The organism is Legionella stuttgartensis, assembly GCF_977063405.2.
This window is the reverse complement of the sequence record NZ_CDRUHA020000057.1, coordinates 100,871-127,046: the sequence shown is the minus strand read 5'-3', so window position 1 is coordinate 127,046 and position 26,176 is coordinate 100,871. Positions and strand designations below refer to the sequence as shown.

The following is a 26,176-nucleotide window of genomic DNA, read 5'->3' as shown; positions in this document are numbered from 1 at the left end:
CCATTTGCTAAATCACCGTTTGGTTGCACCATGCTATCAATACTCGTAAATAATGTCATCCATATCTTAAGAGATATTATTTGTAGCCTGGAGTAGACTATAGATGTTTATTTTTTACCAGTTGGTTAACGCTTCATAGGTATTTGTGGAGTGGGCTTTTAAGAATTCAGAAAAATCTTTAACATCCAAGGGCTTGCTGAAGTAATAGCCTTGCATGATGTAACATCCGTTTTCTTTTAAAAATTTAATTTGTTCAAGCGTTTCTACACCTTCAGCCAGACAATCAATGTTCATCCGGTGGGCCAAGGCTATGGTGTTAATTACAATATTTCTACTATCAATACTGACGTCAACATCTTGGATAAAGGTTTTATCAATTTTTATTTTATTCACTTTAAATAGTTTCAGATTACCAAATTCAGAATAACCCGTACCAAAGTCATCGATGGTTAGTGAGATACCCATTTCGGTAAATTTATTAATAATTGGGATGGCGTCGTTTTGAAATGCATTGGACTCTGTTAGCTCAAGTTCAAGATGCTTGGGGGATAGCTTCAGTTGCTCTAAAATTTTCTCGATACGTTCAACTAGGTCTTGTTGGACGAGTTGTTTTGCTGACAAATTAACCGACATAACTAACTTAAAGCCACTGTCATGCCATTGTTTCAATTGCTGGCATGCGGTGTGTAACACCCATTCACCAATAGGAAGAATCATACCGTTAGCTTCTGCTAAAGGAATAAACTCCAATGGAGAGAGCATTCCTAGAACGGGGTTTTTCCAACGTATTAAAGCCTCTGCACCACAAACTGTTCCCGTTCTTAGATCAATAAAGGGTTGGTAATTTAAGATGAGCTCATTATTTTCAATGGCACGATATAGTTGATTTTCAATATTCAATTGTCTGGAGGCATCTGCAGTGATGACGGTATTGTAAATACGCACGCTATTTCCTCCACGCTCGGTGGCTAAGGTTCGTGCTGCCTCTGCGTTAGTAATCAGTGTATCTACATCTCGGCCATCATTCGGGAATATGCTGATGCCAACGCTTGCTGTTAAGTTTAATTCTTGTTGGGCAACATACACAGGATTTTCTAATACAACAAACAATTCTTGAGCGCTGTCTTCAGCTTCCAGTGGATCAATGATGGGATCAATTAAAATAACAAATACATCTTTGCGTAATAAAGAAATGAAATATTTTTTATTATTTTCTGCTAATTGAGCAAAACGTTGGGCGACACGATGAATTATTGTTGCGGATGCTTGATGACCGATACTATCATTAATTTTCATCATATTGTTTAATGAAAAACAAGCAATGGCAAATTTTTGGTGCTCTTTAACTGCTCGTTCCGTGGAATTCTGAATGTGTTCGTAAAGAAAACGTTCATTAGGCAAATCGGTTAATAAATCATGGGTTGCCTGGTAGGTGACTAATTTAAGCGATTGTTCTAATTCTTCAGTACGCTCTTTGACTCGTTGTTCTAATAAAGTATTCATATTTTCTAGTTTATGGCTAAGTAATGCATTCTCATAACCTAAACGAAATACTTTTAAAATGATTCTATTTCCTACAAAGCAAGCAACGAGCATAAATATCCCAAGTACAAGAAAAGAGCCCACAACTGACATGCTAATGTGACTGACCTCAGTATGAAATAAATCAATGATTAGATACAGATGATATAAAATTGTTGGGGTAAGTAAACAAACAATACTAGTGATCCCCATTGTTAAATCAATTGCAGTTGAGAAGGAAAAACAAATCAATACAGCAGACAAAAAGATAATGGTGGTCATCCGTTGATCCATTCCATCATCCATAAACAAAATCCCAATACTGCTCCATATCAGACAGATTAAAACAACCAGATAGAGAAATCCTTTTCGACATTTAAGAATTTCTTCACGGGTTATGTGCTTGTATTCGAAACGAAAGGCCCATAAGACATTGAGCAAGTTTGCAAGCACCAAAATGCTATACCATGAAATAATTAATACAGGCCGGGTTGTATTATAAACTGCTAGAACGTAAAAAAACGCACCCAAAATATTGGCAAATGCACCAAGTTTGACCATGCTGTGAAAGGACTTGGCTGTTTCAAACTCAATTTTACGATCGATCTCGCGCTGTTCGCTGGAAGTTAGTTGCGGCGCTTCGACAAATTTAAGTCCTTTAATGGGCTTTGACATATAAGCTCCTTGCTCTATCATAAAATCGATAGAGTCATTTCCTAAACCCCTATATATAGTATATTACTATTTTATTTTCTTGCTTTAAGTTGCTCAAACTGTTAAAACATAGAGCATAACCTCCAAAATACATTTATTTTGAATGCGTGCTGGAATTTTTTCCTGCATTACCAGCCGAAACTGATTTTGTTCGGCTAATTTTTTAATATAGTCAGGATGATGGCTGAAACGCGCACTTGTTTCAAGCGACCAGGGGATAGTCGAACCAATCTCCGTTGTAAAGATAAAATATCCTTTAGGTTTTAAGTGGTGATAAATGGTATGAAAAAGTGTGTCAAGTTCCCCAAAATACGGTAACACATCGGCTGCGACAATGAGATCATAAAATGCTTTATTTTGCTGCAGAAATTGATTGATTTCAGCTTTAACCAAATTATCATAAACTTCTTTTTCTTTGGCCTGAGCCAGCATTTTTTCTGAGATATCAACACCGGTTAAGTGTTTACTGAGCTCCCGAAGAACGATTCCGGTTAAACCAGTTCCGCAACCTAAATCTAAAGTGTGGGTGTTCGTTGGTAATTCGAGTTGGTGGACTACACGTGCCATGTGTTGCGGTATGGAATAATTCAGTGTGCCTTTCATATGTTGATCATAATAAAGCGCATAGTTATTAAATAAATTATGTGCATATTCCGGAGTGGTTTTTGCCTGTTCATCTCCAGTAAGGGCGTGGAACATATGAGCACTGATTGTATCCTGGGGATTAATCGCTAGCGCACGCTCGAGGTATTCTTTTGCTTTATCTCTTTGTTCCAACTTAATGTAAATTGCGGCCAGATTATTGAGTGAAGAGGTATGAGAGTGTTCTAACTCGAGTATATGGTCGAAAAGAATAACCGCTTCATTTAAATGGCCTAAAGCCATTTGCGCTACGCCTGAATTATATAAATATTCAATATTGTCAGGGTCTTTTTGCAGTAAGACATCATAATGCATAAGCGCATTCTCAAAACGATCATGATGCATAAAGGTAGCGGCTAAATTATTACGGGCTTCGATATTCTCATTATCCAAGGCTAATGCTTTACTGAAATAATCGATTGCCAATTGATTTTGTTGTCTTTTTAAAGCAATTACACCTAAGTTAGAAAGCGCCTCTATTTGTCTACTGTCTTGCTCCAATACATTTTGAAAGGCTTTTTCTGCTTCAGCAAGTGCATTTTTTTCCAGATGTAGAACACCGAGATAGAACAGTGCTTCTGTATGAAAAGGATTTAAGGATACGACATTATTAAATTGAATTTTAGCCGCATCTAATTGATTGTTTTGCAGCAATAATAAGCCTAAATTAAAATGTGCTGCACTAAAGTCAGGTTGAGCATGTACTGCACGAGTATAATGTAATAATGCTTGTGCATAATTATTTTGCAACGCGTAGACTGTTCCAAGGTTATTATGAGCTTGGGCATAATCTGGCTGCAGTTTTATGGCTTGTTGATAATATTCTACTGCCTTATCAAGTTGATGTAATTTTTTGTATGCATTCGCCAGGTTATTAAGCAGGCTGGCATTATCTGGACTTAAGGAGAGTGCTTGTAACAGATAGAGAATTGCATTATCCATGTCACCTAGTTGAGCATAAGTGAGCCCTAAAAAATGTAAGGTATTTAGATGCTTGGGCTCCTGGGACAATATTTGCTCATAAAGGCTAATGGCTTGGGGCAGTTGACCTTCATACTGAAATTTATATGCTTGCGCAAAGAGTGCATCCGTATCCATCATCAATTCTTAAGTAGATCACGCAATTGCTTTAAAGCTTGTGCGCGGTGACTGATATTATTTTTAATTTTAGCAGGTAATTGTGCTACCGTGCATTGAAAATCAGGAATATAAAATATGGGATCATACCCAAATCCACCTTCCCCAAGAGGGCGGTCATGAATCATTCCTTTGCATAAACCCGTTGCGATAATAGGAGTAGGGTCTTTTGCATGTTGTACCAATGCGATGGCACAATAAAACCAAGCTTCGCGCTGTTTTGCAGGAACGTGGGCTATTTTTTCCAATAACAAATGGATGTTCTCCGCATCGGTTGCATGGGTACCTGCATAACGCGCCGAATAAATTCCTGGCTCGCCATTTAATGCAGGCACTACGAGCCCTGAATCATCAGCTAATGCAGGTTTTCCTGCATGTAAACTGGCATGACGCGCTTTGATGAGCGCATTTTCAACAAAGCTTAAGCCATTTTCTATTGCATCTGTAATTCCCAAATCGGTTTGAGGAATACAATTAATAGGAGCTAATAAATCGCGCAATTCTTTAATTTTACCGGAGTTACTGGTAGCAAGAATAATTTCTTTCATAATTTAAACCATAAAATGTGGAATTACATAGAACAGCTTAAGTGAAGCACAGTGGAACCTCGAATAGGCGGCTCTATGGCAGTTAACAGAGCTTCTTCAACTCTTTTAGAAAAGTAAGCCAGTTTAACGTGATGGATTAAAAATAGGAATTAAATTTTTTATGACAAATATATCTACTTATTAGTAAGCAAATTTTACTTTTTTTGATCACTTAAGTGATTAAAAAATAAACTAAACAAATGGCTTTATTACAGTGTTTAGGCTAAAATAAGGTTTTTGTCGGATCACTCAATGATGCCTATTACACATCTTTTATTGGCTCTTTTAGTTGTGGTAATTTGGGGGGTAAATTTTCTTTTTGTTTCTTTTGGACTGGAAGAAATTTCACCGTTGTTGCTCTGTGCCCTACGTTTTTTATTGGCGAGTGTTCCGGCTATATTGTTCATCAAAATTCCACAAGGTTCATTCAGAGTGATAGTCCTCTATGGCTTTGTTATGTTTGCCTTGCAATTCGCCTTTCTTTTTATGGGTATGAACATTGGTATGCCCCCAGGAATGGCATCTTTACTCATGCAAACACAGGTATTTTTCAGTATGTTTTTTGCTGGGATTTTCTTAGGTGAACAACCCAATATGGGGCAGATTATTGGGGCTTTGGTGGCTTCATTTGGAATTGGATTGGTTGCCATGCATTTTGATAGTGAAATCTCTTTGCCAGGTTTCGTCTTTATTCTTGCTGCTGCTGCAACATGGGGATTTGGTAACCTTATCACTAAGAAAATTAAAGGAAGTACCGACAATATGATGGCAATTATTGCCTGGGGAAGTTTTGTTGCATGTGTACCTATGTTTCTTCTTTCTTTAATAGTTGAGGGACCTGCTCGTTTTGTTTATACCTATGAACATTTAAGTTGGCGCGGTGTTCTGTCGTTGTGTTACATTGTGTTTGCTTCAACTTGGGTAGGTTATGGGGTTTGGAACTGGCTCATCGCTCGCTATCCGGTTGGCGTTGTTGCTCCATTTACTTTATTGGTCCCTATTGTTGCTATCCTTAGTTCAGTTTTAGTATTGGGTGAGCCGTTTCAGCTATGGAAACTTGCCGCAGGATTATTGGTGATCGGTGGTTTGTGTATCAATATCTTAGGCGCACGCTTCTTTGCCGTGAAAGTACAGTCGGAAACTGCATAAAAATTGTTGGGTCCCTTAGTAATGCAGCAAAGCGTAGACATCGAGCAAGTGACAGTTTGTTCATCCAGAATACGACTTCATAAACAAAATGATATATCATATGCCTTTATTTAACTATTGGTCTCCATTGTGCTTGATTCGAAAACCATAACTTTGTGTGCAGATGATTTTGGCTTAGATTCCGGGGTTTCAGAAGGGATTCTTAAGTTAGTACGCATGGGTCGGTTGTCCGCTGTAAGTTGCATGGTGAATATGCCAGATTTTATTCCTTATGCTCCCGAACTGCTTGCCTTAAAAAAAAGCAAGCGCATCAAAATTGGTTTACATTTCAATCTAACAGAAGGCAATTTGACCTCAATTCCTGAAAAATCGAGCTTCACCTTAGCTGAATTGTTGATAAAAACGCATATGCGCTCACTGAAACTATCGTTCATTGCAAAAGAATTTTTAGCGCAACTGGAGCAATTTACCCAGGTCATGCAACAACCACCTGATTTTATTGATGGCCATCAGCATGTTCATCAATTCCCCGTTATACGAAAAGTGATGTTGGATCTTTATACACAAAAATTGAAAAAACATGGAACCTTTATTCGTTCCACCTGGCCTGCTATTAATTTGCCACAATATCGGTTTAAAGCGAAAGTACTGCGTATTACTGGGGGCAAGGCCTTAATGAAACAATTCATCCAATTAAACATCCCACATAATCGATACTTCTCTGGGATTTATGATTTTGCACCCAATACAAACTATAGAGAATTATTTAGAAAATGGATGCATTTTGCGAGAGACAATACGTTAATTATGTGTCACCCGGGTGAAAACTCAGATGGTTCAGATCCTATCACTCAAGCGCGGATCAAAGAATTTAATTATTTTTCAAGTGATGAGTTCTTAAAGGATTGCGAAGAGTTTCATATTCAGTTAGAGCAACATGAGCATCTAGAGTATTCCTAAAGCAACCTTAGGTTAATTTTACTCGTTTATCCTTTTTAATGTATTATCTTTTTTGTCAATCATCATCTATTTTAATAAAAAGGAATAAACCCTTGAATGACGTTTTTTGGATCTCTTGTGGTGCGATCATTGGTGCGAATTTACGTTATTTCGTGGGACGTTTTTCTGTTAAGTATTTATCAGCAGATATTCCTTTTGGAACGTTCATCGTTAATCTTACTGGAAGCTTCATTTTAGGTTTTTTTCTTGCCTGGACTCTAGAGCGAGTGGAAGTTGATCCACGATGGCGCTCATTTGTAGCTGTTGGGTTTTGTGGTGCTTATACAACCTTTTCAAGCTACAGTTACGAAACTTATGTATTGGTAGAACAAAGTGATTATGCACTTGCTGCGCTAAATTTTATTTGCAATAATCTTTTTTCATTATTGGCTGTTGTTGCGGGCATGGTGCTCGCTCGGGCAATCTAATATGAATCATGTAAACGTCTCTGTCTATATTAATGAAGCAGATAAATGGCAGCATCGTCCTTTGTACCTTGAGCTATTAAGTATGCTTGATAAGCATGAAATCGTAGGGGGGACGGTATTACGTGCACTTGCCGGATTCACGTATAACAATCCTATTGTCTCTGCATCATTGGTGGATATAGGAAGCAAGCTTCCTTTAATTGTGCAATTCGTCGACACCGTGGAAAAGGTGGACGCAATATTACCTAAAGTGAAAGAAATGGTTGGAAATCGTCTCATCGTTCGTGAGCCTGTTGAAATTGTGAATGGCATTTATTCCGATTCTCTTCCCGATAACCCATGAGCCCCTTGGGAATCCATAAAAAACGATCGCTACAATTCACTGTCGATTTTACGATAGGGTTCAATTTTCTTTCTGCCCTAAATTTCTATCTATTATAATTTATTGTAAAAATCTATTTATATACTATAATTATCTATAAATAGAGGGTTTACGACATGAATCATTTACATTTGGCACCTTTTACATCTCAAGATTTAAGTGCGGATGTTCTAAAACGCAATACCCAGAATGTGGTTGCACTTTTTAAACATTGGCAATTGAAAAATGAAGAAGAGTGTGAACTATTAGGGGGCATCAGTCCTGCGCAACTTGCCAAATTTAAAAAAGGAACCGCTCATATATCAGGCAGAGACACAATCGAGCGGGTAGGCAATCTCTTAGGTATTCACAAAAATTTGAGAATTCTGTATCCATATAATCGAGAGGTAGTCTATCAATGGATAAAAGGGAGAAATCAAAAACTTCATAATCTTCGCCCTTTAGACCTTATGCTGGAGCAAGGTTATATTGGAATTGCCCAAATAAGACGGCTCACGGATTTTATGCGAGGTCAGTAACGTGTCTTTGTTTGATACAGTCAGGGAATACTCACAAGATGTTTTTAGAAATATAAGGGGCATAAAGGTATCCCAAGATTTATTTGATGATCTCAGTGATGATCCAGTAAATTGGGACGCAGCCAATACTATAGAAAGTTATACCCATCCTGAATTAACCCACCAATCGCTAATTCAACGCGCATTTGACTATAGTAAGAATGATTTTATTGACTATCCATTTGAAAAAATAACCAGCTCGCGTTACAGCGATGGTGCAATTGCGTGTTGGTATGGTTCAGAAACATTGAAAACGACAATTTATGAAACAAACCATCATTTTATTCAAGAAATAAAGGACTCCTGGGAAGTTTTTCAAACCCAAGATACGGTCATCATTGACAGAAGAGTTGCCAAGGTTTATTGCCAGGGATTGGGACTTGATCTGACTGGAAAGAAAGCAGAATTCCCCTGGCTTGTTGATCCAGATAATTATACTCAATGCCAAGAAACAGGCAGACGGGTAGCTCAAGAAGGACATCCCTTATTGATTGTTCCGTCTGCTCGACATCTACAGGGGATTAATCTCGTTGTGTTTAATCCCAATTTACTTTCAAACCCTAGAGAGTATTGCAGGTTACAATATGTTTTTGATGTAAAAAAGAGAACAATTCAATGCATTCGCGGCGAAGAGGAAATTATACTGAAACAAAGTGAAGTGGAAATTTAATTGGATGGTTTCCTTTTTAGGCATTCTCGAGAATTGATCTCTTAAAATTATATATCTTACTTCGAACAATAACTTACCTCGATCCTGATGGATAGATTCTCGCCTGCGCGGGAATGAGATCGGGAACGCCTTAGGATGACCTGGGTTGAGAAAATCTTAGGATGACATGACTATGGGGGCTATTTTGCAATCTGACGGCAGGCCCAAAATCTTGAAATGATGAAGCTATAAACGGAGACACATCCCAAGACGAGAAATAAAGCAAACAGGTAATTTAAAGTAGTGTAACGTAATAATAAAAAATAAAGCATTTCATTAATGAGTCCCGCAGAAGCCGCTACTAGAAAAAAATGCGGCAAGCTCAAGATTTTTTCATCATGCAACTGAGAAAAGGTTAAATATTTATGTCCTAAAAAGCTGACATTAAAGGCAAGTAAAAAGGCAAAAACATTGGCTATTAGTGCTTGCACATGGATAAATTTCACTAAATTGAATACAGTGAAGAGATGGAATAAAGCAGCAAAACCACCAATACCTATAAAATAAATTAGTCTATGCCTTAATTTTAATGGGGTTGTCATCAAAACTGGATTCCTCATCAATAACGTAATGGGGGCGGTGTTTGACCTCATCAAAAACTCGACCAATGTACTCACCCACTACTCCCAAGGCAAACAATTGCAAACCACCAAAAAAAGTAATTGTGGTGACTATAGTTGCCCAACCAGGCGTTTCGATACCAAAAATCATGGTACTGATAATAATCCAAAGGCCATAGAGTATTGCCAGAGTTGCAACGCTAATTCCACCAATAGCAATCATTCGTAACGGAAATGCTGTAAAGGATGTAATTCCGGTGATTGCCAAATCCAAAAGCGAGTAAAAGTTCCATTGTGACGTACCGGTTTTACGAGGTTGGACTTCAAAAGGAATTGCAATTTGTTTAAAACCCACCCAACTGTATAAGCCCTTCATAAAACGATTGCGTTCAGGTAATTTCTGCAGTGCTTTTACGATTTTCCGATCCAGCAGTCGAAAATCCCCAGCATTTGCTGGAATGTTGATCCGATTAATTCGCGAGGTAAATTGATAAAATGCTTTGGCGCATGTTCTTTTTAACCAGGATTCGTCGGAACGATTTTGCCGGACAGCATAAACCATATCATAGCCTTCTTCCCATTTGGCAAGAAATTGGCCTAATAGTTCAAGCGGGTGTTGGAAATCCGCATCCATAAGGATAACGGCGTCACCTTGGGCATGATCAAGGCCTGCGCTTATGGCATTTTCTTTCCCAAAATTTCGACTAAAACGAATGCAACGAAGCACAAATTGAGATCGTAACTGCTGAATAATCAACGGCGTGTTGTCCTGGCTGCCATCATCCACAATAAGTATTTCATAAGCATAACCAAGTTTTTGTAAGGTATCAGTCAATGCCGCAATGAATTCTGCTATTCCTGCTTCTTCATTGTAAACGGGAACAACGCAGGAAACACGTTTTTTATGAGGTACTGATATGGACATTTTTGGGTTTAATAGTACGCGAATGCTGTAAAAGGTCTATATTAACCCGAATCGAAAATTCTCGTAAGTGGATTTAAATTTTTTTTCTTCTTAGAAGAAGAAACTGCTAGTATGAACATCCTGTTTTTGCTTCAAGTGTTACGGACAAAATATGAAGTTTACTGATTTTGCAGAAGTATGGAAAAATAAGTGCGGTCCCATTTTCTTACATAAAAAAGTTGCCAAATTTTTATTCAAACAAAAAGAGGGCGTAAAATTTTTACCCTCCCTGCTTAATAGTCCAATCTCAGGAAAATCGTCAAAATTAAGTTTTTTTTCGAGTACTCCCGAATGTACCTTTAGTCATGATTTAGTCCGAACGGGGAACAATCAATGGCATATTATTGATAATACCCATAAGGGAAAAGGGGGCTTTGGTTCAGTAAATGAATCAAAATATAAAATAATGGTAACTCATGAATCAAAAATTAAGGGTTATCAAGCTCAATTAATCCCTGTTAACGATGTAATCAAAATACAACTGCCTAGAGAAGAGTCGCTCTATCCTAAACTTTTGGAGCAGACTTTACAAGAAGCAGCAAAACAAAGAAAGCATGGGGTAAATGTTGTAGGTGTTGTTGGGACTGGAGATAAAGTGATTACAATCCTAGAGGATTGTGGTACTAGCCTTGATAAGATATTGCCTTTTACGCCTAGCAACAATTATTCGTTTAACTTCCGGTTGGAAGTTGCTGCACGCATTGCGAGCGAGAAGCTTTTGTTACAGCAAAAAAACGTGGTGCATCGCGATCTTAAGCCAGCGAACATCTGTTATAAAAAGCTTGATACCGGGCATTTTCATATTATTTTTATAGATTTTGGATTGGCAGAAGACATTGATTCAAAGAATAATCTAAAGTGCTCAGGCACACCATATTATATCGCTCCGGAGGTTATTCTGGGCAAAGGTAGTACTTATCAATCAGATATGTATGCTTTAGCAGCAATTTTAGGTGAGATTTTTGGCGCAACGAAAATTTTAAAATATAAGGAATTAGCAACAAATTTGGGGGATTTAGCTCGAGCTCCCTATTGTTTTGATGGTTTATTTACAGGTTATGATGTATCCAAAATCGATCCTTATCTTTTAGATGATATTAAGACGTTACTGATTCAGCTACAAAGTAGCCTACCTAAAGAGCGTCCGACTATTGAACAAGTCAATAAATTTCTTATTACCCTGCCTACAAGGATGGATGTATATGAAGATTTCAATAATAATTGGGCGCTTATGTCGCAAAATTTTGAAGAGTTTGAAGCCTACCATCAACACATGAATCTATTGAAATCAAAGCATTCGCTACGCCCATTTAAGAGTAGCCTATTATATGAAGAGAATTTACTTAGTAATTCATTTAATCGAGGAATGCTCGAAAAAAGGCAGGCAATTTGTAAAGAAATTTCAAGATTTGCTTTACCCCGCTCTCACTATGAATTGTCCAAAAAACTGATAAAGGAAAATCGTACAGCAGATTTTGAGGATGAAGATAATCCTTACCCTAATGTAGAAAAAGTAACTCGTATGCTGCAAAAGGAAAATTTGAAATTTAAGAATGCAATGGCTAGTTTTAACCAATGCGTCAAGGTGATGGTGAATAATAAACAGCTAACGAGAAAATTTATAAATACGAACAGCACTGGAATGAGAAAAATTGCAGGGATTTTAAGTTCGGCCTTATCCCCATTAGAACAATTGGAACAATTACATCAAATAGGTCAATCAAAGACGACAACCGGTTTCTTTTACTTTTTCAGTCATTCTAAAATTTTAGGTAAAGGCCGGCATGAGAATATGGAGAAACTGTACCAAAAACTGGCACAGATCGATCCGGAGAAAGAGCAAGATGAGTATTTTGCCAAAGCTCAATTAGATGAAATCACTCAATTTATTCAAGAAACGGCAACTTTTACCCATTAATTGCATAGCAAGTGAGCCTGGGTTACTGCTTCATTAAGCCGGGCTACGATATGAAGTGTGAGATAATAATCATAATCCACACAACAAGCGCATTAATAATTGTGACGAGGACCGCCGCTGAGCCTAAGTCTTTGCCTTTTTTCGTTAAAGGGTGCCAAGAGCTATCAATTCGATTCAAAGTTGCTTCTACAGCAGAATTCAATAATTCAGCTATGATAACGATGAGCAAAGTACTGATTAATAAAGCCCGCTCAATGTACGTTTTCCCTATAAAAATGGCAACGGGTAAAGCGATGATACCAACCAATAGCTCAAGACGAAATGCAAATTCGTCTTGAAAGGCAGCTTTTAATCCATGAAACGAATAACGACTGGCTTCTTTTAATTTCCGAATGGCTTTCATTATGAATTTGGGCATTCCGATTCGTCCTACAAAACCTTGTTTTAATTTTTTAGTTTGTCTGAGATTGCTGTACTTTTCAAATAGATATTCCATAATAAATTACCCGAAAGGGGATTCATGCAGTTCGCAATAAAGTTCAGCCATAATTTAGGGGTTTGGTATGGGGGAAAACTGTTACATAAGTTTGGTCGATTTACTGGAAAAAAAAGTAGAAAAAAATCCGAATTTTCCACTCTATACGTTCATCCACAGAAAAATAAAGGAACATAAGAACCTAACGTATCGTGAGTTAGCTGAGCAGGCAAAAAAAATAGCAAGTGTGTTGCAGGATATAACATCCCCTGGCGATCGTGTCTTACTTATTTATCCTCCTGGGCTTGAGTTTATTTCTGCTTTTTTTGGTTGTTTGTATGCAGGGACTATTGCCGTACCTTCTTATCCTCCCTCCACCAAAGATTGGACTGAGAAATCCCAACGGATTATTAAAAATTCAGGGGCACATGTTGTTTTGACCACCATAGAACTTATGCTGCATATCAAAAAATTGAGTACAAAATATGATGATTATTCAGCGGTACAATTCATAACAACAGAAGATTGGGTTAATAGGCCCGATAGCTGGTGTGCTCCCTCTCTTACTGAACATCATATTGCTTTTTTACAATACACATCAGGCTCTACTGGAACCCCCAAAGGAGTGATGGTGAGTCACGGTAATTTGCTGCATAATTTATTTGTAATCGAAAAAGCGAATCGTCTTACCGAAGAGGATATTAGTGTTTCTTGGTTACCTCATTATCATGATATGGGACTCATTGGCGGGATCTTACAACCTGTTTTTAGCATGATTCCTGTAAAACTGATGTCGCCATTGACCTTTTTGCAGCGCCCCGCAATTTGGTTAGAAACGATCACCCATTATCAAGCTACGGCTACGGTCGCTCCCAATTTTGCTTACGATTTATGTACGTCTAAAGTGACTGAAGAAGAAAAAGAACATTTAGATTTAAGTAGCTTGCAGTGTGCAATGAGTGGAGCAGAACCAATTCGCAGGGCCACTATTGAACGTTTTATAGAGCGTTTTAAATCGTGTGGTTTTTCGCCAGAGGTTTTTTATCCTTGCTATGGACTTGCTGAGTCGACATTGATGATTACAGGAGGGAATCGCCAACAAGGAATAAGTTATCAATGGATAGATAAGAGTAGTCTCGATCAGGGAAACGTGCTTTCTTGTGATGAATCCCATCCTGATGCTCGCAGTTTGATTAACTGTGGACAGCCAATTGACAGTTGTTATCTTGCAATTGTGAATCCTGAGACTTTGCAGGAATGTCCCGAACGAGTGGTTGGAGAAATATGGGTGGCAGGTAAAAGTGTTACTCTGGGGTATTGGCAATTAGCTGAGGAAACAAACCACGCTTTTAATGCCCATCTTGCAGGTAAAGATCATTCTTATTTACGCACTGGGGATTTGGGTTACCTGGATCGGGGTTCACTTTATGTAACAGGGCGTTTGAATGACCTCGTTATTATTCGTGGCCGTAATTATTACCCGCATGATTTGGAAGATACTATTCATGTATGCCATCCTCAATTGCAGGAGTATGGTTGTGCCATTTTCTCCATAGAAGAAGAGGAACATGAATTATTGGTAATCGTCCAAGAAATTAAAAAGGATGTTAATAAGCTGAATTCAGAGGAAATAATTAAAACCATACGGAGCAATCTGCTGCAAACCCATGGAATAGATGCAGACATTGTGGTTCTTGTCGGGCGTAAATCAGTTCCCAAAACAACCAGCGGCAAAACACAGCGCCTATTATGTAAGAAAAAATATCTGCAAGGTGATTTAGAGATTATCTCCATTGATAACATCGCAAAGAATGCAGTAGATGAATCTGTAAAGACACTTCATGCTGAAACTGTAGGCATTGCTCAGATACTCCAACCCATTTTTAATAAAGAGATTACGGTTTTAGATAAAGAAAAAAAGTTAAGTGAAATGGGAATCAATTCACTGAAACTAGGCGAGTTACATGATGCTCTTTGTAAAAGCGTTGATGAAGACCTATCCATTGAATTTCTGCTCAAGGATCCAAACTTAGGTGAAATTATGGATTTATTCACAGGCAAAACAAAAGAGCAACAGCCCATTGATGAGAACCCGATTGATTTGGTTGCTGAATTTAATCAATATAAAACCATCAACACTCATATTACTTCTATGCCTAAGGCCATTCCTCAACATGCATTATTGACCGGAGCTACAGGTTTCTTAGGCGCTTATTTGCTTCACGAGCTTTTAACCCATACGGACTGGCAGATTACCTGCCTTGTTCAGGCCAGCTCACGTGAGGCAGGAATAACCAGAGTCATTAAAAATATGGAACACTATGGGGTGTGGAATCCTGTTTATCATGATCGAATTAAAATCGTTTTAGGTAATTTGGAAAAACACAACCTGGGACTTTCCAAGCATGATTGGTATTACTTGGCGGATACTGTCGATCTTATTTTTCATGGAGCTGCCGTACTTAATTTTATTTATCCATATCAAAAGTTGGCAACAAGCAATGTTTTTGGTACCAAACAACTTATCGACCTAGCTGGATACAGGCAGCTAAAAGCACTGCATTATATCTCCACCGTAGGCTACTTTATGTCTGCTGATTTAACGGATGATAGGGTGGTTGGCGAGCGCACGGAGCTTACAGTTCAAGAGGGAATTTATGGTGGTTATAATCAAACAAAGTGGTTGGCAGAACAATTGGTACTTCACGCTCGAACCTATAATATTCCAACCGTGATTTACAGGCCGAGCCTGATTACGGGAGAAAGTCAAACCGGCTGTTGGAATCAGGATGATGTGGTGTGTCGTATCCTCAAAGGATGTATTGAACTGGGAGCTCGCCCTCTATTGGATGTTGGATTCAATTTTGTTCCTGTCGATTACGTTGCCAAAGCAATTACTCGTTTCGCTATAGAAAAACCCCATCTGTCTGATACGTATCATTTAATAAATCCGCAGGAAGTTAGTGTAGATCAATTATTTGGATATATAAAAGCAAAGGGTTTTAAGGTAAAGGATGTCACCTATCCTAAATGGGAACGAATGATTAAAGACCAAAGTCAACTACACCACTCATTTTCTCCATTACGTCCCTTTTTTACAGAAAAAGTCTCACCTAAAAACAGCTCATTATTTGATTTATATCTTCACAACAATAAAGCGAAAATTGATTGTACTTATACAGAGACGCAGTTGGCTCATCATGGCATTTACTGTGAAAAAATAGATGAAACCGTATTCAATAAATACCTTAATTATTTAATTCAATGCGGTTATTTAACTCAATTAACTGAAGAAGCAATATAGGCGCAGGGAAGGGGGGCGGGATCTAGGTATCGCCTCTGTTTTTTAAACACAAGAGTTTTTAATAATCGATATCAATAATTCATTTTATCTTAAATTGATGTCGTTCCCGTGCAGGCGGGAATGACATCAGATGTAAGCAATGACACAATATATATTCATTTTGTCTATTAGTGAATCGAAAAATGATAAAAAGATGACGATACTTCAGGGGCGCGGGTCTACGGCTTGAAGTAAAGTTACTGATTCTCGAAAAAGCAATGTGCTATATTTTTACAGGGGATGTTGATAAGGAAAAAACATGCAAAGCATTCAATTCATCACATCACTTCCTGATGATGGGATTGATGTTTGTGAACGTGTGGAAGACCATGGATTTGGGTTGTATGAGACCATGGGTGCCCGTCCGAGCCAAGAAGATGCGGCTTTTGCATGTTGGTATGCTTCAAATCATTTTAATTTACTCACCCCGCAAGAGATTGGGCGTCGTTTATGGACCAGTTATCACTTAATCAACATTTTAGGGCGTAATATCATGCATGGAGGCACCACGGCGTCGACGACAGTATATGATGGCCATGGGACCTTGATTACCGCAACCTTAGCGGATTCTATTTCTTTTGCAGTTATTTACAATACCCTGGATGAGTTAGCTGGTGTGGTACGCTTAAATAGTATCATTCATCACCCCGCGGTAGAGTTAGAGCGCATTCAAAGAGCTGGGAGCGTGGTTCTCTTCGATCGCATCAATGGTCAGTTGGCAGTATCTCGTGCGCTAGGTGATTTTTATTTCAATGCTGAGGTCGTTTGTGCTGATGCCCATATCGATATTCATCATCTTGATAAAATTGAAGCATCTATAGATATTACTCCAGAGCACGTAGGAATGATTCAAATAATTACAACCTGCGATGGTTTTACAGAACCATTAGCATCCCAGACTCAAAAAGCACATGAACAATGGCTAATTAATTGCTTAAATGAAATATCGTCGGCAAGCAAACTAGAAGAACACCAATTAGCAAAAATGCTGGCGAATAAAGCCCTCGAAGGAGGATCTCGAGATAATATTTCAATTGCGATCCAAACCCTTTCTCCTGCGCGACCTTTTTTGATAGGGATTTATGATGGTCATGGGGGAAAAGATGCCTCACAGTTCACAGCGAAGAACATAGGTCCTGTTTTTGATTATCAGTGCTCTTTAACTGAAGAAGCTTATATACAGCAATCCCTAAGTGCGGATAAGAATTTCATTACTTATTATCGAGATAATAAAGATAGCGGTTGGTATAAATCTTTAGCCGATGTTGCCCAACGGGAGAGAGAAGCGGAACTATCCAAATCAGGAGGTGTTCGCGCACAAATGCATTTATTGATGGTAAAAACTGAAGAATATCTCTCTACGATTGATGAAATGAATAAAGAATCTGCTGCAATTTTGAGAGCAGGGGTGCAAAATTTTTATGATGGAATGAATATATTATGTAATCGCTATGTTGATTTGACGCTTCGTAAAGAAGAGTTGCGTGAATGTGTGAACTATATTCTTAATAGCAGTATGGTTCAATTTGAATGTACTAAATATTCATTTTTATCATTAAATTTTAAAGAGTGCAGGAACCATGCAGAAACAATTAAAAAGAATCATTTATTAAAGCAAGTAATAAAACACCTAAGTACGTCTTTTGCCTCTATTTTGCGTTAGCTAATCTCGGTGTAACCATCAACGAATCGGAACATCAGATGCAACTCAAGATTGTGTTATAATTATCATTTTACGATTTTAGGGAGAAATATTGTGCAAGAGTTTTTATCTATAAGTATATTGATTATGTTAGCCGCAATTTCTCCAGGCCCTGATTTTGCTTTAGTTACGAAAAATTCCTTACTTTATTCTCGAAGGGAGGGCCTCTATACCGCCCTTGGCGTCTCAGTGAGTCTTTTAATTCATGCAAGCTACTGTATTTTAGGATTGGCCCTAGTTATTTCGCAATCATTACTTGCGTTCAGTATTATAAAATATTTGGGGGCTGCGTACCTGATATATATTGGCATCAAAAGCTTATTGGCGAAGCGCGAAATGATGAAACTGGACTCCAGTCATTCATCCCATTCTATTACAGGCTTGCAAGCGTTTAATCAAGGATTGTTGTGTAATCTTTTAAATCCGAAAGCAATTATGTTTCTACTGGCATTTTTTACTTTAGTGGTAAAGCCAGGTCATTCAATTATGACTGAGTTAGGTTATGGAGTTGAAATTGCTTTAATTCACATGATTTGGTTTTCTTGCCTGTCTTATATGCTTACCCATCAGTATGTCAAAACGAATCTGAATCGATTGCAATATTATATTGTTAAAATTATGGGAGGCTTATTGGTTGCTTTTGGAATCAGGATTGCAAGCCTAAGTCATGCCGCAATGTTGCCGGTAGTATTGGCTGAGTAGTTACAGATATGGCTTCTATGGTTGAGGAATCTTAAGCTTTTAAAGCTACATCTCGCTCACACCCCCTACGTACCGCGCTTAATGCGCGGTACGTAGGAATATGAGTAGATTTCATATAAACATTAAGTTATTTTTAAATTTCGGTGCTTTCTCAGGGGCTTGTCTTTGGTATCTACCGAAAATCATCTAGGTAGTTCTCCCTGTTAATGCCCCTTCGAAATGAGTTCGACGTTGCTTTACTATAAAAGACTGGCATGTTCATTACTGTGTTGGATGGGTGAAGTTTTTTCTTGATGAGCTGATCGCTTAATAGCAATGAGCGTCATGCAAGCACAAAACAACAGGTATAAAGCAGGTGCTTCAGGTAAGTTTAAGGTTTGGATGAGTTGAGTAAAAGCAAGTGGTGCAATGCCACCAAATAGTGCAATACCGAGACTATAACTGAACCCAACCCCAGAGTATCGTAAATGAGCTGGGAACGATTCACTAATAAGAACCACATAGCTTCCATTGATCATTGCACCAAACAAAGCAAAACATAAGGTAAAAATCCAAATGAACGATTCGCCAAAATGATTCAGACCATAAAAGAGCGGATAAGATGATAAAATCAACAGTGAGGCGCCCAGCGCAAGTAGTTTTTTGCGATTATAGCGATCCGATACGCGTCCAAAGACAGCTGTTAAGATTGCGAAACTTAAAAAGCTTACTAAATTAATCAAATACGTATGGGTTATTTTGAGTTTGACTATAGATGTAAGATAGGCCGGCAAATATAAAAAAAGCGAGATGATACTGGAAGAAGTAGCAGTGAATAAGAACGCATGGAATAATTTTGCCCTTGATAAGGTCCACAATCCCCAAAAGGGTCTATGATGCAATCGCTCTTCTTTTGCCATGGCTAAAAAAACGGGTGTTTCAATCGATTGTCTTCGAATAATATAGCTGATAATACCTAATCCAAAGCCAATTATAAAAGGAATGCGCCAGCCCCAGCTCATCATTTGGTCCTGGTTTAATATGGATGTAAGAATAAATCCTACTAATGCGCCAAGACTATTACCCAGGGTAATGCACATGAATACAACACCAATAGCAAATCCACGTGTTTCTTGAGGGACGTGTTCGATCGTAAAAACTGCGGCCCCAGGAATTTCGCCTCCCACAGAGAAGCCCTGAATTAAGCGTAGAAAAATGAGTAAAATGGGTGCGGCCATGCCTATGGAATGGTAATTAGGTAGGCATCCCATAAGCAGAGTTGCGGTTGCCATCATAAAAACGGCAAGCGAAAAAGCAGATTTTCGACCAAATTTATCACCCAAGTGCCCAAATACCATGCCCCCTATAGGACGTGCTAAATACCCCAATGCAAAGACAGCAAAAGTATTCATTAGGCCAATAAGTGTATTGGTATTTGTGAAAAAATTCTGGCTAATGTATGAGGCAAAGAGTGCATAAATCGTAAAATCATAAAATTCTAGTGCGCCGCCTAGAGCAGTGAGTGTCACTATTTTATATTGCTCTTTATTCATCATTTATCCTTTTGCTTGCATAGGATGGGCAGGGTTGTTGTTATCATGAATCAAGTCTTCTATAAACTCTCTGATTAGTTGATTAAACAAGGTCGGTTGATCCAGCATGACGGCATGTCCTGCGTTACTCAATGTATGAATTTTATTACGCCACAAATTTTTAAATCGCAGCTCATTTTGAACATAATCATAGTTAATCGCGATGTCATGTTCTCCTGCAACAACAGCGATCGGTTTATCCCATTCAGCAATGATGTTGCATTGATTTTGACCTACTCCATTTAAAATCGATTGAGGATATAAGAAACGTGCTCCCTCATCGGTAGCAAGTATTGCATCAACTAAAAATTCTTTTTCTTCACTGCCATCGTATCCTGAAACTTTTGCGAGTAATTTCGCCTCTTCCCGTGTCAATTCTTTTTTACCAAAACAGGCCATTATTTCAGGCTCGAGTACCTTAAATCCTTTCTGGATTCCCTGAAGCGATACCTCAAAAGGGGGGGTGCCCGTTATAAGTATTCCAGCCAATTGTGGTACTTTGGATGCCATTTCTAAAGCAACGTGTCCTCCGAGAGACCATCCAATAACAATCAATTGTTGAATCGCCAATTGTTGAACTGCCTCGAGCACTACTTCTGCAAAGCCAGGAAAACTATAAGTTTTTAAAGGATTAATAGGGGATTCACTTTCTCCATAACCCGGTAAATCGATAGCAATTCGATGATAGGATTTGAACGCATCAGAATTCATCTGGTATTTGAAAAAGTTTTTATTGGTGCAATGTCCATGAAGAAACAACAAAGATACCGGCATTCCTGAATTCTCTTCCCAGATAGAAAGAGTGCCCAAAGAAGTGTGCATTTATATTTTTCCATGAATTAAAATTGGAACATATGATAGCATGTTTCGCATCAGAGATATTTTTTTACTAGAGAGTATTAGGAGTTGGCAGTATTGAATTTTTTTGAGCTTTTCTGATGTGAGCTGAGAGCGGATTTACATGCTTCACACCTTAGACGAGGGAATTGTCCGGGACTTGATGTCCCGGAATTTATGACTATCGCATTTTCATGGATTCGTATTTACTCCCGGGGCTATCACTTGATGTTGCAATTGATTTAAATATGCTTAATCGAGTTTTACCCACAGAAGTCTCCTTTTTTTGACTTTCAACGAGTGTCTTGGCATCTTGGATGATCAGTTTAAACGCATCGCAACAATTTTCTCCATTCAATTCTTTAGCATAAGTATCATTAAAAAATTGAGCGATTTCTGAGGTACCGTTTTCGCTTAACTCCAAGGCGGTGCATTCATTTATAATGGACCTTAAATGAGAGAAATTGATATTAACTTTGTGATCTAAACTCGCAAATGCATTCCTTTCAAGCTGATTAAGCAAGTGGAGTATCGATTTCCCATTTTCAATAGCCAAAAATTTCTCAATTTTTCCTATTTTTGGAATAAAATCATCATTCCAGATAGCGAGCTCATCGCTGGATTTAAGATAAAGTAGAGTAAGCCCCAAAATATGTCTGGAAAAGTCGGTTAAGGAGACCGAACCAGGCTCCTGATTTGCAAATTTTAAAAAAGATTTCTCAATAAGGCCGAGAAAGAATTCTATTTCAGGAGTTCCCCCTACTGCTTTAACAGATAAAAAAAGTTCATTTAAAAAAGTTTCGCCATCTTTTTTACTTATTTCCGGGAGCGTTTTCAATAATTCACGCATTATTTTTAAGTACCACATAATCAATCACCATAAAGTTAATTTGTATAAAAGGTATAAAAAACATATTAAGTGAATATTAATCGATCTTAGTAGAATTACGATGGAAGGCTTTTCTTTAAATATATGAGACCATAACATTATATTTTGCAAAAGTGATATTTTTTTCAATAAATGTTCATTAATTAAACATCGAGCTTTTTTTGAACTAATATGATACTAAGTGAGTACTGATTTTACGGTGCTTCATTATGGACATGAAGGATAATTTGGACCACAACAAGCGCATGCCATTAGTTTTTATTGGCCATGGCTGTCCCATGAATGCAATTCAAACCAATAAATTTACATTAAAATTGCAGGAATTAGCTGGCAAAATTCCTCAACCAACGGCAATTGTATGTATTTCAGCACACTGGTTAACTGAAGGTACTTGGGTCACCCATATGTTAAATCCAAAAACGATCCATGATTTTTATTGCTTCCCAAAAAAGCTTTTTGATATGACATACCCGGCCCCAGGCTCTCTTGAAACGGCAGAACTCATTAAAACCATAGTCACGCGAACTTCGATCAAACTGGATGACAAACAATGGGGATTGGATCATGGAACTTGGTCGGTGATGCGACATATATATCCACGGGCAAATATTCCTATTGTTCAGCTCAGCCTGGACCTAGAACAATCTGAAGCGTTTCACTATCAAATTGGCCAGCAGTTACAATCACTTCGAGAGCAAAACATTCTCATCGTCGGTAGTGGTAATTTAGTACATAATCTTTCCAAGATCAGTTGGGAGTGCAAATCAAAACCTTATGATTGGGCGGTTGAGTTTGACGACTGGCTCAAAGAAAAATTAATAGCCAGAGATTTTCCTGCATTAATTTCCCATTATAGAGATACTCTTTCAGGGAAGCTGAGCGTTCCTACTCCTGATCACTACTATCCATTGTTTTATATTTTAGGTGCTGCTCATAATGAAGATAAGCTAGATTTCATTTATGAAGGGATTGAGAATAGTTCTATTTCAATGCGCACATTTCTTTTTGGATAAAAATAAACAATAAAGGCTTAACTTTTTGATCTAATTAACAAATAATAAATAAACCGTCTTAAAAGGAATTACAAATGCAAGCTCATATGGATAAACCACATATGCAATTAGCAATTATGTCTCGCTGGTATGTTGTATCACGAGCATTACATGCAGTAGCCAAATTAGGTATCGCAAATCATCTGGCCTCTGGGCCGAAAAAAATCGACGAATTGGCCCAAGTTACAGAAACTAAGCCCGAATTGCTTGGTAGGGTATTAAAATTTCTAAGCAGTTACGATTTATTTAATTATGATAATGGTTTTTATTCATTGACTGAATTATCCAAACCGCTGCGTGATGAGGATCCTCATTCAATGCGGGATGTATTGTGTATGGTTGATGATACTTGGTGGCAAGCGTTTTCACAGTTAGACGCCAGCATTAAAACTGGAATACCCGCATTTGATCTACAACATGGCGATGATTTTTTTAGTTTTCTTAGTAAAAATACAGAGAAACAGCAAAATTTTGATAGAGGGATGGCTAAGTTATCTTCTTATGATGAAGTGGCAATTAGCAATGCATACAATTTCGCTACTTTTTCTAACTTTGTTGATATGGGCGGTGGACGAGGGGGGCTTGTGAAAGCAATAACCCACCAATATCCCCAGTTAAAGGCTATTCTTTTTGATACACAGTCAGTGATTTGCCAATTAGATCCTAAAAAATTTTCCAATCAAGTAACCCTTCAAGCAGGTGATTTTTTTGCGACCATCCCGCAAGCAGATGCTTATACTTTCAAAGGAGTTTTGCATGATTTTAATGATGAAATGATGCATAAAATATTAAAGAACTGTGCTCAACAAATGTCTCCCAATGCGACCTTATTTATCATAGAGCAAGTAATGCCTGATGACGATAAGCCTCATCCTAATAAAACGATGGATATTGTGATGATGGTATTATTAGGTGGCAGACAACGGACCTTGTCCGAATGGCAGCAATCAATTGAACCCGCGGGATTTATCTTTAAAAACAGTTATCCAACAAATAGTTTATTCACTTTAATGGAATTTAAGCCTAAAACCTCAGGATGAGTGTTGTCTGGTGCAGCGTAACGAACTCCCTGGGCTTCGCTACGCTGCACCCAGGTTACTAATTGTGATGCAAAACCGAGCAAAAAATATTATGGGGATCATAAAGTTCTTTTAATTTAATCCAATCAGTATATCGCTCTGCAAAATGATTTTGCCAAAATTTTTTATCTGGGGACTCACCCAAATATCCGGAAAGATAGCGTTTGCCTCCTTGGGATAAAAAGAGTGCATCCAAGTGTTTGATGGTTTCTAAACAACTCGGAATTAATGCGTTAGGTAAGCCTGGATTTAAGATCATGAAGGCAAAAATATCTTTATCCTTAGGCAATTGCAGAAATCCAGCTGGAGCAAGTGGTGCAATCCGAGCAAGATGTACCACAGTGGCATAATGTAAAGGCAAAGTTGCCAATAATTCTTCCAGATTATTTAATTGTGAACCGGGTATGAAGCATTCATACCACGGATGTTGCAAGTCCCATTGCCCGGTTATTTTCATTGCATTGAAACGTGAATCATGGCGGTGCAAATAAGAGTGAATGGATTCTTCTTGAGTGTGGAGTAAGCGCCAGGGCTTTAAGCCTAAATCACTAAAATCGGGTGGGAAATTGTCATATTCAAGCGCTACATGAAGGGAATAAAACCATTGGGCGAAAGGTGCTCGACCTTTTGCGGATAATTTTGCACCTTGTATTGCCGGGGTGCAAAATGATTCTACATAATCTGCTTTGGTTTGACACAAAAGCAAATCATTAAGCCATTCATCCTTGTCTAAGTAAATTAAGAAGAACGTTCTCACATTTTTTAAACAAGGCCTTAATGCAATACATGCTTTGGTAATCAGACCAAAACGTCCTTGTCCTCCTAAACAGGCTTGCGTTAACGAAGATTGTTGCTCTGTTTGGATCAATTCGCCATTCGCTTGCACTATTTCTAGCGCTTTGACATGGGCCGTAACGCTACCGTATTTAAATGATGAAGCCCCCATTCCGCCAGCAGAGAGTACGCCTCCAACTGTTAAATTACAATTATGAGGGACTACATAAGGGGTCATGGAGTGTTTTAAGGTATTATCCAACAATGAGGCCCATGTCGTATTTGCTTCAACCCAAATAGAGTTTGAATCAGCTTCTGAGGCACGATTGAAATGTTTCATATTGAGGAGCATGCCACCGGAGACTGCGAGCGATTGTCCGCTCTGACTCATTCCATTACCTCGGAGGGTGATAGGCAGTTGATTCTCATGAGCATATTGTATGAATGATTGTGTTGCTGCGGTGGTTTGGGGTTCAAAAGCGGCAATTGGATCAGAATGAATCAATTTACCGAAATCTTCACGAAAAAAAACAAGCGAATGCCCATCGCTGAGCATCGCTTGTCCAAACTTTTTTTTACACTGCTTTATGTGAAATGAGTTCCACTGGTTCTTTGTTTGCAGCATCTTGATGATTCCTTTGTTTTGCCAGTTCGAGTCTTCGATTACAAGCAATAATCAAGCCATCGAACATCTGGTTAAATGCATCGTAGCATCGGTCAACCATTTTTAATGCTTCGCGTCGAATATGAATGGGTACTTGTCTTGAAAACAAAGACCGCTCCATTTCTTCTTCAAACAAGGCATGAGCCATTTCTACTTCTAAGTGTGATGTGGAGAAATATTTGAGATTTTTATCTTCCCCAGTTTTCTTCACTTGTTTTGAAACTTTTTCAAAGAACACATGTCCTGATGATTCAATCGTTAAAAGGAGAACAATATTTAGAATTTCATCATTCGCTTTATATACTTCGGCTAAAATAGCATAAGCAGCATCGCGAGTTAATTGAGTTTCTTTACTGTAGAGCCAACTTACATCATTAGTATCATTTGCTGAATCAATGTTTACTGCACCCATATACTTCTTATCATGTAGAAACCATTTTTCATGGCCTGCATCTTCGAGTCTGTGGTGACGAGCGACTTTTCGTAAGTAAGGGTCATTTACTCGTTCTTCGTTTATTCTTAAAATATCTTGGAATGTCATAGCCCAAAAGGTCAATTCAGGAACAAAATAACTTAATTCTTTTAAACTTTTCAATTGTTCTAGGATTTCAAAAAAAGGATGATTCATGAATTCTTGTTGTTTAGAATCAATATAATCTTGTATGATTTTCATAGCCATCTCCATGAGAAAAATTTGTTGGACACTTCTAACAATGCATTTCGCATACCAACTTTTTTTCTCCAGTTTGCTCAAAAAACTATGAAAAAAGGTTATTTGTGCCCTTTTTTAATAAAAGGCAACTTGAATCTGTCAATCTTTA

23 protein-coding genes are annotated in these 26,176 nt (G+C 38.1%); 12 read left to right on the top strand and 11 right to left on the bottom strand.

Annotation, left to right across the window (positions count from 1 at the left end):
* Positions 1-114 precede the first annotated feature (114 nt).
* From ACWTEW_RS16060 to rdgB, 3 genes are all read right to left on the bottom strand, one after another.
* The gene (locus ACWTEW_RS16060) at positions 115-2,196 is read right to left on the bottom strand and encodes a putative bifunctional diguanylate cyclase/phosphodiesterase (protein WP_454782669.1); all 2,082 of its coding nucleotides are present in this window, start codon (positions 2,194-2,196) and stop codon (positions 115-117) included.
* A 93-nt stretch (positions 2,197-2,289) separates the two neighbouring features.
* Positions 2,290-3,975: a tetratricopeptide repeat protein gene (locus ACWTEW_RS16055; protein ID WP_454782798.1), complete on the bottom strand. Its 1,686-nt coding sequence runs from the start codon at positions 3,973-3,975 to the stop codon at positions 2,290-2,292.
* A 2-nt stretch (positions 3,976-3,977) separates the two neighbouring features.
* Positions 3,978-4,562 carry an RdgB/HAM1 family non-canonical purine NTP pyrophosphatase gene (gene rdgB / locus ACWTEW_RS16050; RefSeq protein ID WP_454782668.1) on the bottom strand — a complete coding sequence of 195 codons (585 nt, stop codon included), beginning with the start codon at positions 4,560-4,562 and terminating at the stop codon, positions 3,978-3,980.
* A 294-nt stretch (positions 4,563-4,856) separates the two neighbouring features.
* Between rdgB and ACWTEW_RS16045 the strand changes: the two genes are divergently transcribed.
* The 6 genes from ACWTEW_RS16045 (at position 4,857) to ACWTEW_RS16020 (ending at position 8,786) form a co-directional block, all read left to right on the top strand.
* The gene (locus ACWTEW_RS16045; protein WP_454782797.1) at positions 4,857-5,750 is read left to right on the top strand and encodes an EamA family transporter; all 894 of its coding nucleotides are present in this window, start codon (positions 4,857-4,859) and stop codon (positions 5,748-5,750) included.
* A 129-nt stretch (positions 5,751-5,879) separates the two neighbouring features.
* A complete protein-coding gene (locus ACWTEW_RS16040) occupies positions 5,880-6,710 on the top strand; it encodes a ChbG/HpnK family deacetylase (RefSeq protein WP_454782667.1) in 831 nt (276 codons plus the stop codon).
* A gap of 92 nt (positions 6,711-6,802) precedes the next feature.
* Positions 6,803-7,177, top strand: a complete 375-nt coding sequence (gene crcB, locus ACWTEW_RS16035; RefSeq protein WP_454782666.1) for a fluoride efflux transporter CrcB — start codon at positions 6,803-6,805, stop codon at positions 7,175-7,177.
* Position 7,178: 1 nt separating this feature from the next.
* Complete coding sequence (locus ACWTEW_RS16030) at positions 7,179-7,520, top strand: DUF190 domain-containing protein (protein WP_454782665.1); 342 nt, start codon at positions 7,179-7,181, stop codon at positions 7,518-7,520.
* A gap of 155 nt (positions 7,521-7,675) precedes the next feature.
* Positions 7,676-8,077, top strand: a complete 402-nt coding sequence (locus tag ACWTEW_RS16025) for a hypothetical protein (RefSeq protein WP_454782664.1) — start codon at positions 7,676-7,678, stop codon at positions 8,075-8,077.
* A gap of 1 nt (position 8,078) precedes the next feature.
* On the top strand, positions 8,079-8,786 hold the full coding sequence (locus ACWTEW_RS16020; protein WP_454782663.1) for an RES family NAD+ phosphorylase: 708 nt from the start codon (positions 8,079-8,081) through the stop codon (positions 8,784-8,786).
* A 179-nt stretch (positions 8,787-8,965) separates the two neighbouring features.
* Here ACWTEW_RS16020 and ACWTEW_RS16015 read toward each other — a convergent pair whose 3' ends face one another.
* Together ACWTEW_RS16015 and ACWTEW_RS16010 are read right to left on the bottom strand one after the other, a co-directional pair.
* Positions 8,966-9,367, bottom strand: coding sequence for a GtrA family protein (locus tag ACWTEW_RS16015; RefSeq protein ID WP_454782662.1), 402 nt, complete (start codon positions 9,365-9,367; stop codon positions 8,966-8,968).
* The gene (locus tag ACWTEW_RS16010) at positions 9,339-10,310 is read right to left on the bottom strand and encodes a glycosyltransferase family 2 protein (protein WP_454782661.1); all 972 of its coding nucleotides are present in this window, start codon (positions 10,308-10,310) and stop codon (positions 9,339-9,341) included. Before ACWTEW_RS16010 ends, ACWTEW_RS16015 begins: the two co-directional genes overlap by 29 nt.
* Positions 10,311-10,461: 151 nt before the next feature.
* Between ACWTEW_RS16010 and ACWTEW_RS16005 the strand changes: the two genes are divergently transcribed.
* Complete coding sequence (locus tag ACWTEW_RS16005; protein ID WP_454782660.1) at positions 10,462-12,267, top strand: protein kinase domain-containing protein; 1,806 nt, start codon at positions 10,462-10,464, stop codon at positions 12,265-12,267.
* 43 nt (positions 12,268-12,310) lie between these two features.
* Here the strand turns inward: ACWTEW_RS16005 and ACWTEW_RS16000 are convergent, their stop codons facing one another.
* On the bottom strand, positions 12,311-12,763 hold the full coding sequence (locus ACWTEW_RS16000) for a diacylglycerol kinase (RefSeq protein ID WP_454782659.1): 453 nt from the start codon (positions 12,761-12,763) through the stop codon (positions 12,311-12,313).
* 67 nt (positions 12,764-12,830) lie between these two features.
* On the opposite strand from ACWTEW_RS16000, the gene ACWTEW_RS15995 reads away from it, so the two are divergent.
* The 3 genes from ACWTEW_RS15995 (at position 12,831) to ACWTEW_RS15985 (ending at position 18,489) form a co-directional block, all read left to right on the top strand.
* Positions 12,831-16,046, top strand: a complete 3,216-nt coding sequence (locus tag ACWTEW_RS15995; protein WP_454782658.1) for a thioester reductase domain-containing protein — start codon at positions 12,831-12,833, stop codon at positions 16,044-16,046.
* Between the two features lie 298 nt (positions 16,047-16,344).
* The gene (locus ACWTEW_RS15990; RefSeq protein WP_454782657.1) at positions 16,345-17,748 is read left to right on the top strand and encodes a PP2C family serine/threonine-protein phosphatase; all 1,404 of its coding nucleotides are present in this window, start codon (positions 16,345-16,347) and stop codon (positions 17,746-17,748) included.
* Positions 17,749-17,841: 93 nt separating this feature from the next.
* Positions 17,842-18,489: a LysE family transporter gene (locus ACWTEW_RS15985; RefSeq protein WP_454782656.1), complete on the top strand. Its 648-nt coding sequence runs from the start codon at positions 17,842-17,844 to the stop codon at positions 18,487-18,489.
* A gap of 239 nt (positions 18,490-18,728) precedes the next feature.
* Here ACWTEW_RS15985 and ACWTEW_RS15980 read toward each other — a convergent pair whose 3' ends face one another.
* From ACWTEW_RS15980 to ACWTEW_RS15970, 3 genes are all read right to left on the bottom strand, one after another.
* Positions 18,729-20,024, bottom strand: coding sequence for an MFS transporter (locus ACWTEW_RS15980; RefSeq protein WP_454782655.1), 1,296 nt, complete (start codon positions 20,022-20,024; stop codon positions 18,729-18,731).
* Positions 20,025-20,882 carry an alpha/beta fold hydrolase gene (locus ACWTEW_RS15975; protein ID WP_454782654.1) on the bottom strand — a complete coding sequence of 286 codons (858 nt, stop codon included), beginning with the start codon at positions 20,880-20,882 and terminating at the stop codon, positions 20,025-20,027. It lies immediately after the preceding gene.
* 196 nt (positions 20,883-21,078) lie between these two features.
* Entirely contained in the window at positions 21,079-21,765 is a 687-nt protein-coding gene (locus tag ACWTEW_RS15970) for a hypothetical protein (RefSeq protein WP_454782653.1), read from the bottom strand.
* A gap of 230 nt (positions 21,766-21,995) precedes the next feature.
* Here ACWTEW_RS15970 and ygiD point away from each other — a divergent pair, with 230 nt between their 5' ends.
* Together ygiD and ACWTEW_RS15960 are read left to right on the top strand one after the other, a co-directional pair.
* Positions 21,996-22,799, top strand: a complete 804-nt coding sequence (gene ygiD / locus ACWTEW_RS15965; RefSeq protein ID WP_454782652.1) for a 4,5-DOPA-extradiol-dioxygenase — start codon at positions 21,996-21,998, stop codon at positions 22,797-22,799.
* Between the two features lie 74 nt (positions 22,800-22,873).
* A complete protein-coding gene (locus tag ACWTEW_RS15960; protein WP_454782651.1) occupies positions 22,874-23,878 on the top strand; it encodes a methyltransferase in 1,005 nt (334 codons plus the stop codon).
* A 58-nt stretch (positions 23,879-23,936) separates the two neighbouring features.
* Here the strand turns inward: ACWTEW_RS15960 and ACWTEW_RS15955 are convergent, their stop codons facing one another.
* Both ACWTEW_RS15955 and ACWTEW_RS15950 read right to left on the bottom strand, forming a co-directional pair.
* Positions 23,937-25,316 (bottom strand): FAD-binding protein, encoded by a 1,380-nt coding sequence (locus ACWTEW_RS15955; protein WP_454782650.1) that lies wholly within the window; start codon positions 25,314-25,316, stop codon positions 23,937-23,939.
* On the bottom strand, positions 25,267-26,028 hold the full coding sequence (locus tag ACWTEW_RS15950) for a hypothetical protein (protein ID WP_454782649.1): 762 nt from the start codon (positions 26,026-26,028) through the stop codon (positions 25,267-25,269). Before ACWTEW_RS15950 ends, ACWTEW_RS15955 begins: the two co-directional genes overlap by 50 nt.
* Positions 26,029-26,176: the final 148 nt, after the last annotated feature.

What these genes read in the sequence shown, in the direction of transcription:
- ACWTEW_RS16060 (WP_454782669.1), bottom strand. Translation starts at nt 2,196, where the DNA reads ATGTCAAAGCCCATTAAAGGACTTAAATTTGTCGAAGCGCCGCAACTA.
- ACWTEW_RS16055 (WP_454782798.1), bottom strand. Translation starts at nt 3,975, where the DNA reads ATGGATACGGATGCACTCTTTGCGCAAGCATATAAATTTCAGTATGAA.
- rdgB (WP_454782668.1), bottom strand. Translation starts at nt 4,562, where the DNA reads ATGAAAGAAATTATTCTTGCTACCAGTAACTCCGGTAAAATTAAAGAA.
- ACWTEW_RS16045 (WP_454782797.1), top strand. Translation starts at nt 4,857, where the DNA reads ATGCCTATTACACATCTTTTATTGGCTCTTTTAGTTGTGGTAATTTGG.
- ACWTEW_RS16030 (WP_454782665.1), top strand. Translation starts at nt 7,179, where the DNA reads ATGAATCATGTAAACGTCTCTGTCTATATTAATGAAGCAGATAAATGG.
- ACWTEW_RS16025 (WP_454782664.1), top strand. Translation starts at nt 7,676, where the DNA reads ATGAATCATTTACATTTGGCACCTTTTACATCTCAAGATTTAAGTGCG.
- ACWTEW_RS16015 (WP_454782662.1), bottom strand. Translation starts at nt 9,367, where the DNA reads ATGACAACCCCATTAAAATTAAGGCATAGACTAATTTATTTTATAGGT.
- ACWTEW_RS16010 (WP_454782661.1), bottom strand. Translation starts at nt 10,310, where the DNA reads ATGTCCATATCAGTACCTCATAAAAAACGTGTTTCCTGCGTTGTTCCC.
- ACWTEW_RS16005 (WP_454782660.1), top strand. Translation starts at nt 10,462, where the DNA reads ATGAAGTTTACTGATTTTGCAGAAGTATGGAAAAATAAGTGCGGTCCC.
- ACWTEW_RS16000 (WP_454782659.1), bottom strand. Translation starts at nt 12,763, where the DNA reads ATGGAATATCTATTTGAAAAGTACAGCAATCTCAGACAAACTAAAAAA.
- ACWTEW_RS15995 (WP_454782658.1), top strand. Translation starts at nt 12,831, where the DNA reads ATGGGGGAAAACTGTTACATAAGTTTGGTCGATTTACTGGAAAAAAAA.
- ACWTEW_RS15990 (WP_454782657.1), top strand. Translation starts at nt 16,345, where the DNA reads ATGCAAAGCATTCAATTCATCACATCACTTCCTGATGATGGGATTGAT.
- ACWTEW_RS15980 (WP_454782655.1), bottom strand. Translation starts at nt 20,024, where the DNA reads ATGATGAATAAAGAGCAATATAAAATAGTGACACTCACTGCTCTAGGC.
- ACWTEW_RS15975 (WP_454782654.1), bottom strand. Translation starts at nt 20,882, where the DNA reads ATGCACACTTCTTTGGGCACTCTTTCTATCTGGGAAGAGAATTCAGGA.
- ACWTEW_RS15970 (WP_454782653.1), bottom strand. Translation starts at nt 21,765, where the DNA reads ATGTGGTACTTAAAAATAATGCGTGAATTATTGAAAACGCTCCCGGAA.
- ygiD (WP_454782652.1), top strand. Translation starts at nt 21,996, where the DNA reads ATGGACATGAAGGATAATTTGGACCACAACAAGCGCATGCCATTAGTT.
- ACWTEW_RS15960 (WP_454782651.1), top strand. Translation starts at nt 22,874, where the DNA reads ATGCAAGCTCATATGGATAAACCACATATGCAATTAGCAATTATGTCT.
- ACWTEW_RS15955 (WP_454782650.1), bottom strand. Translation starts at nt 25,316, where the DNA reads ATGCTGCAAACAAAGAACCAGTGGAACTCATTTCACATAAAGCAGTGT.
- ACWTEW_RS15950 (WP_454782649.1), bottom strand. Translation starts at nt 26,028, where the DNA reads ATGAAAATCATACAAGATTATATTGATTCTAAACAACAAGAATTCATG.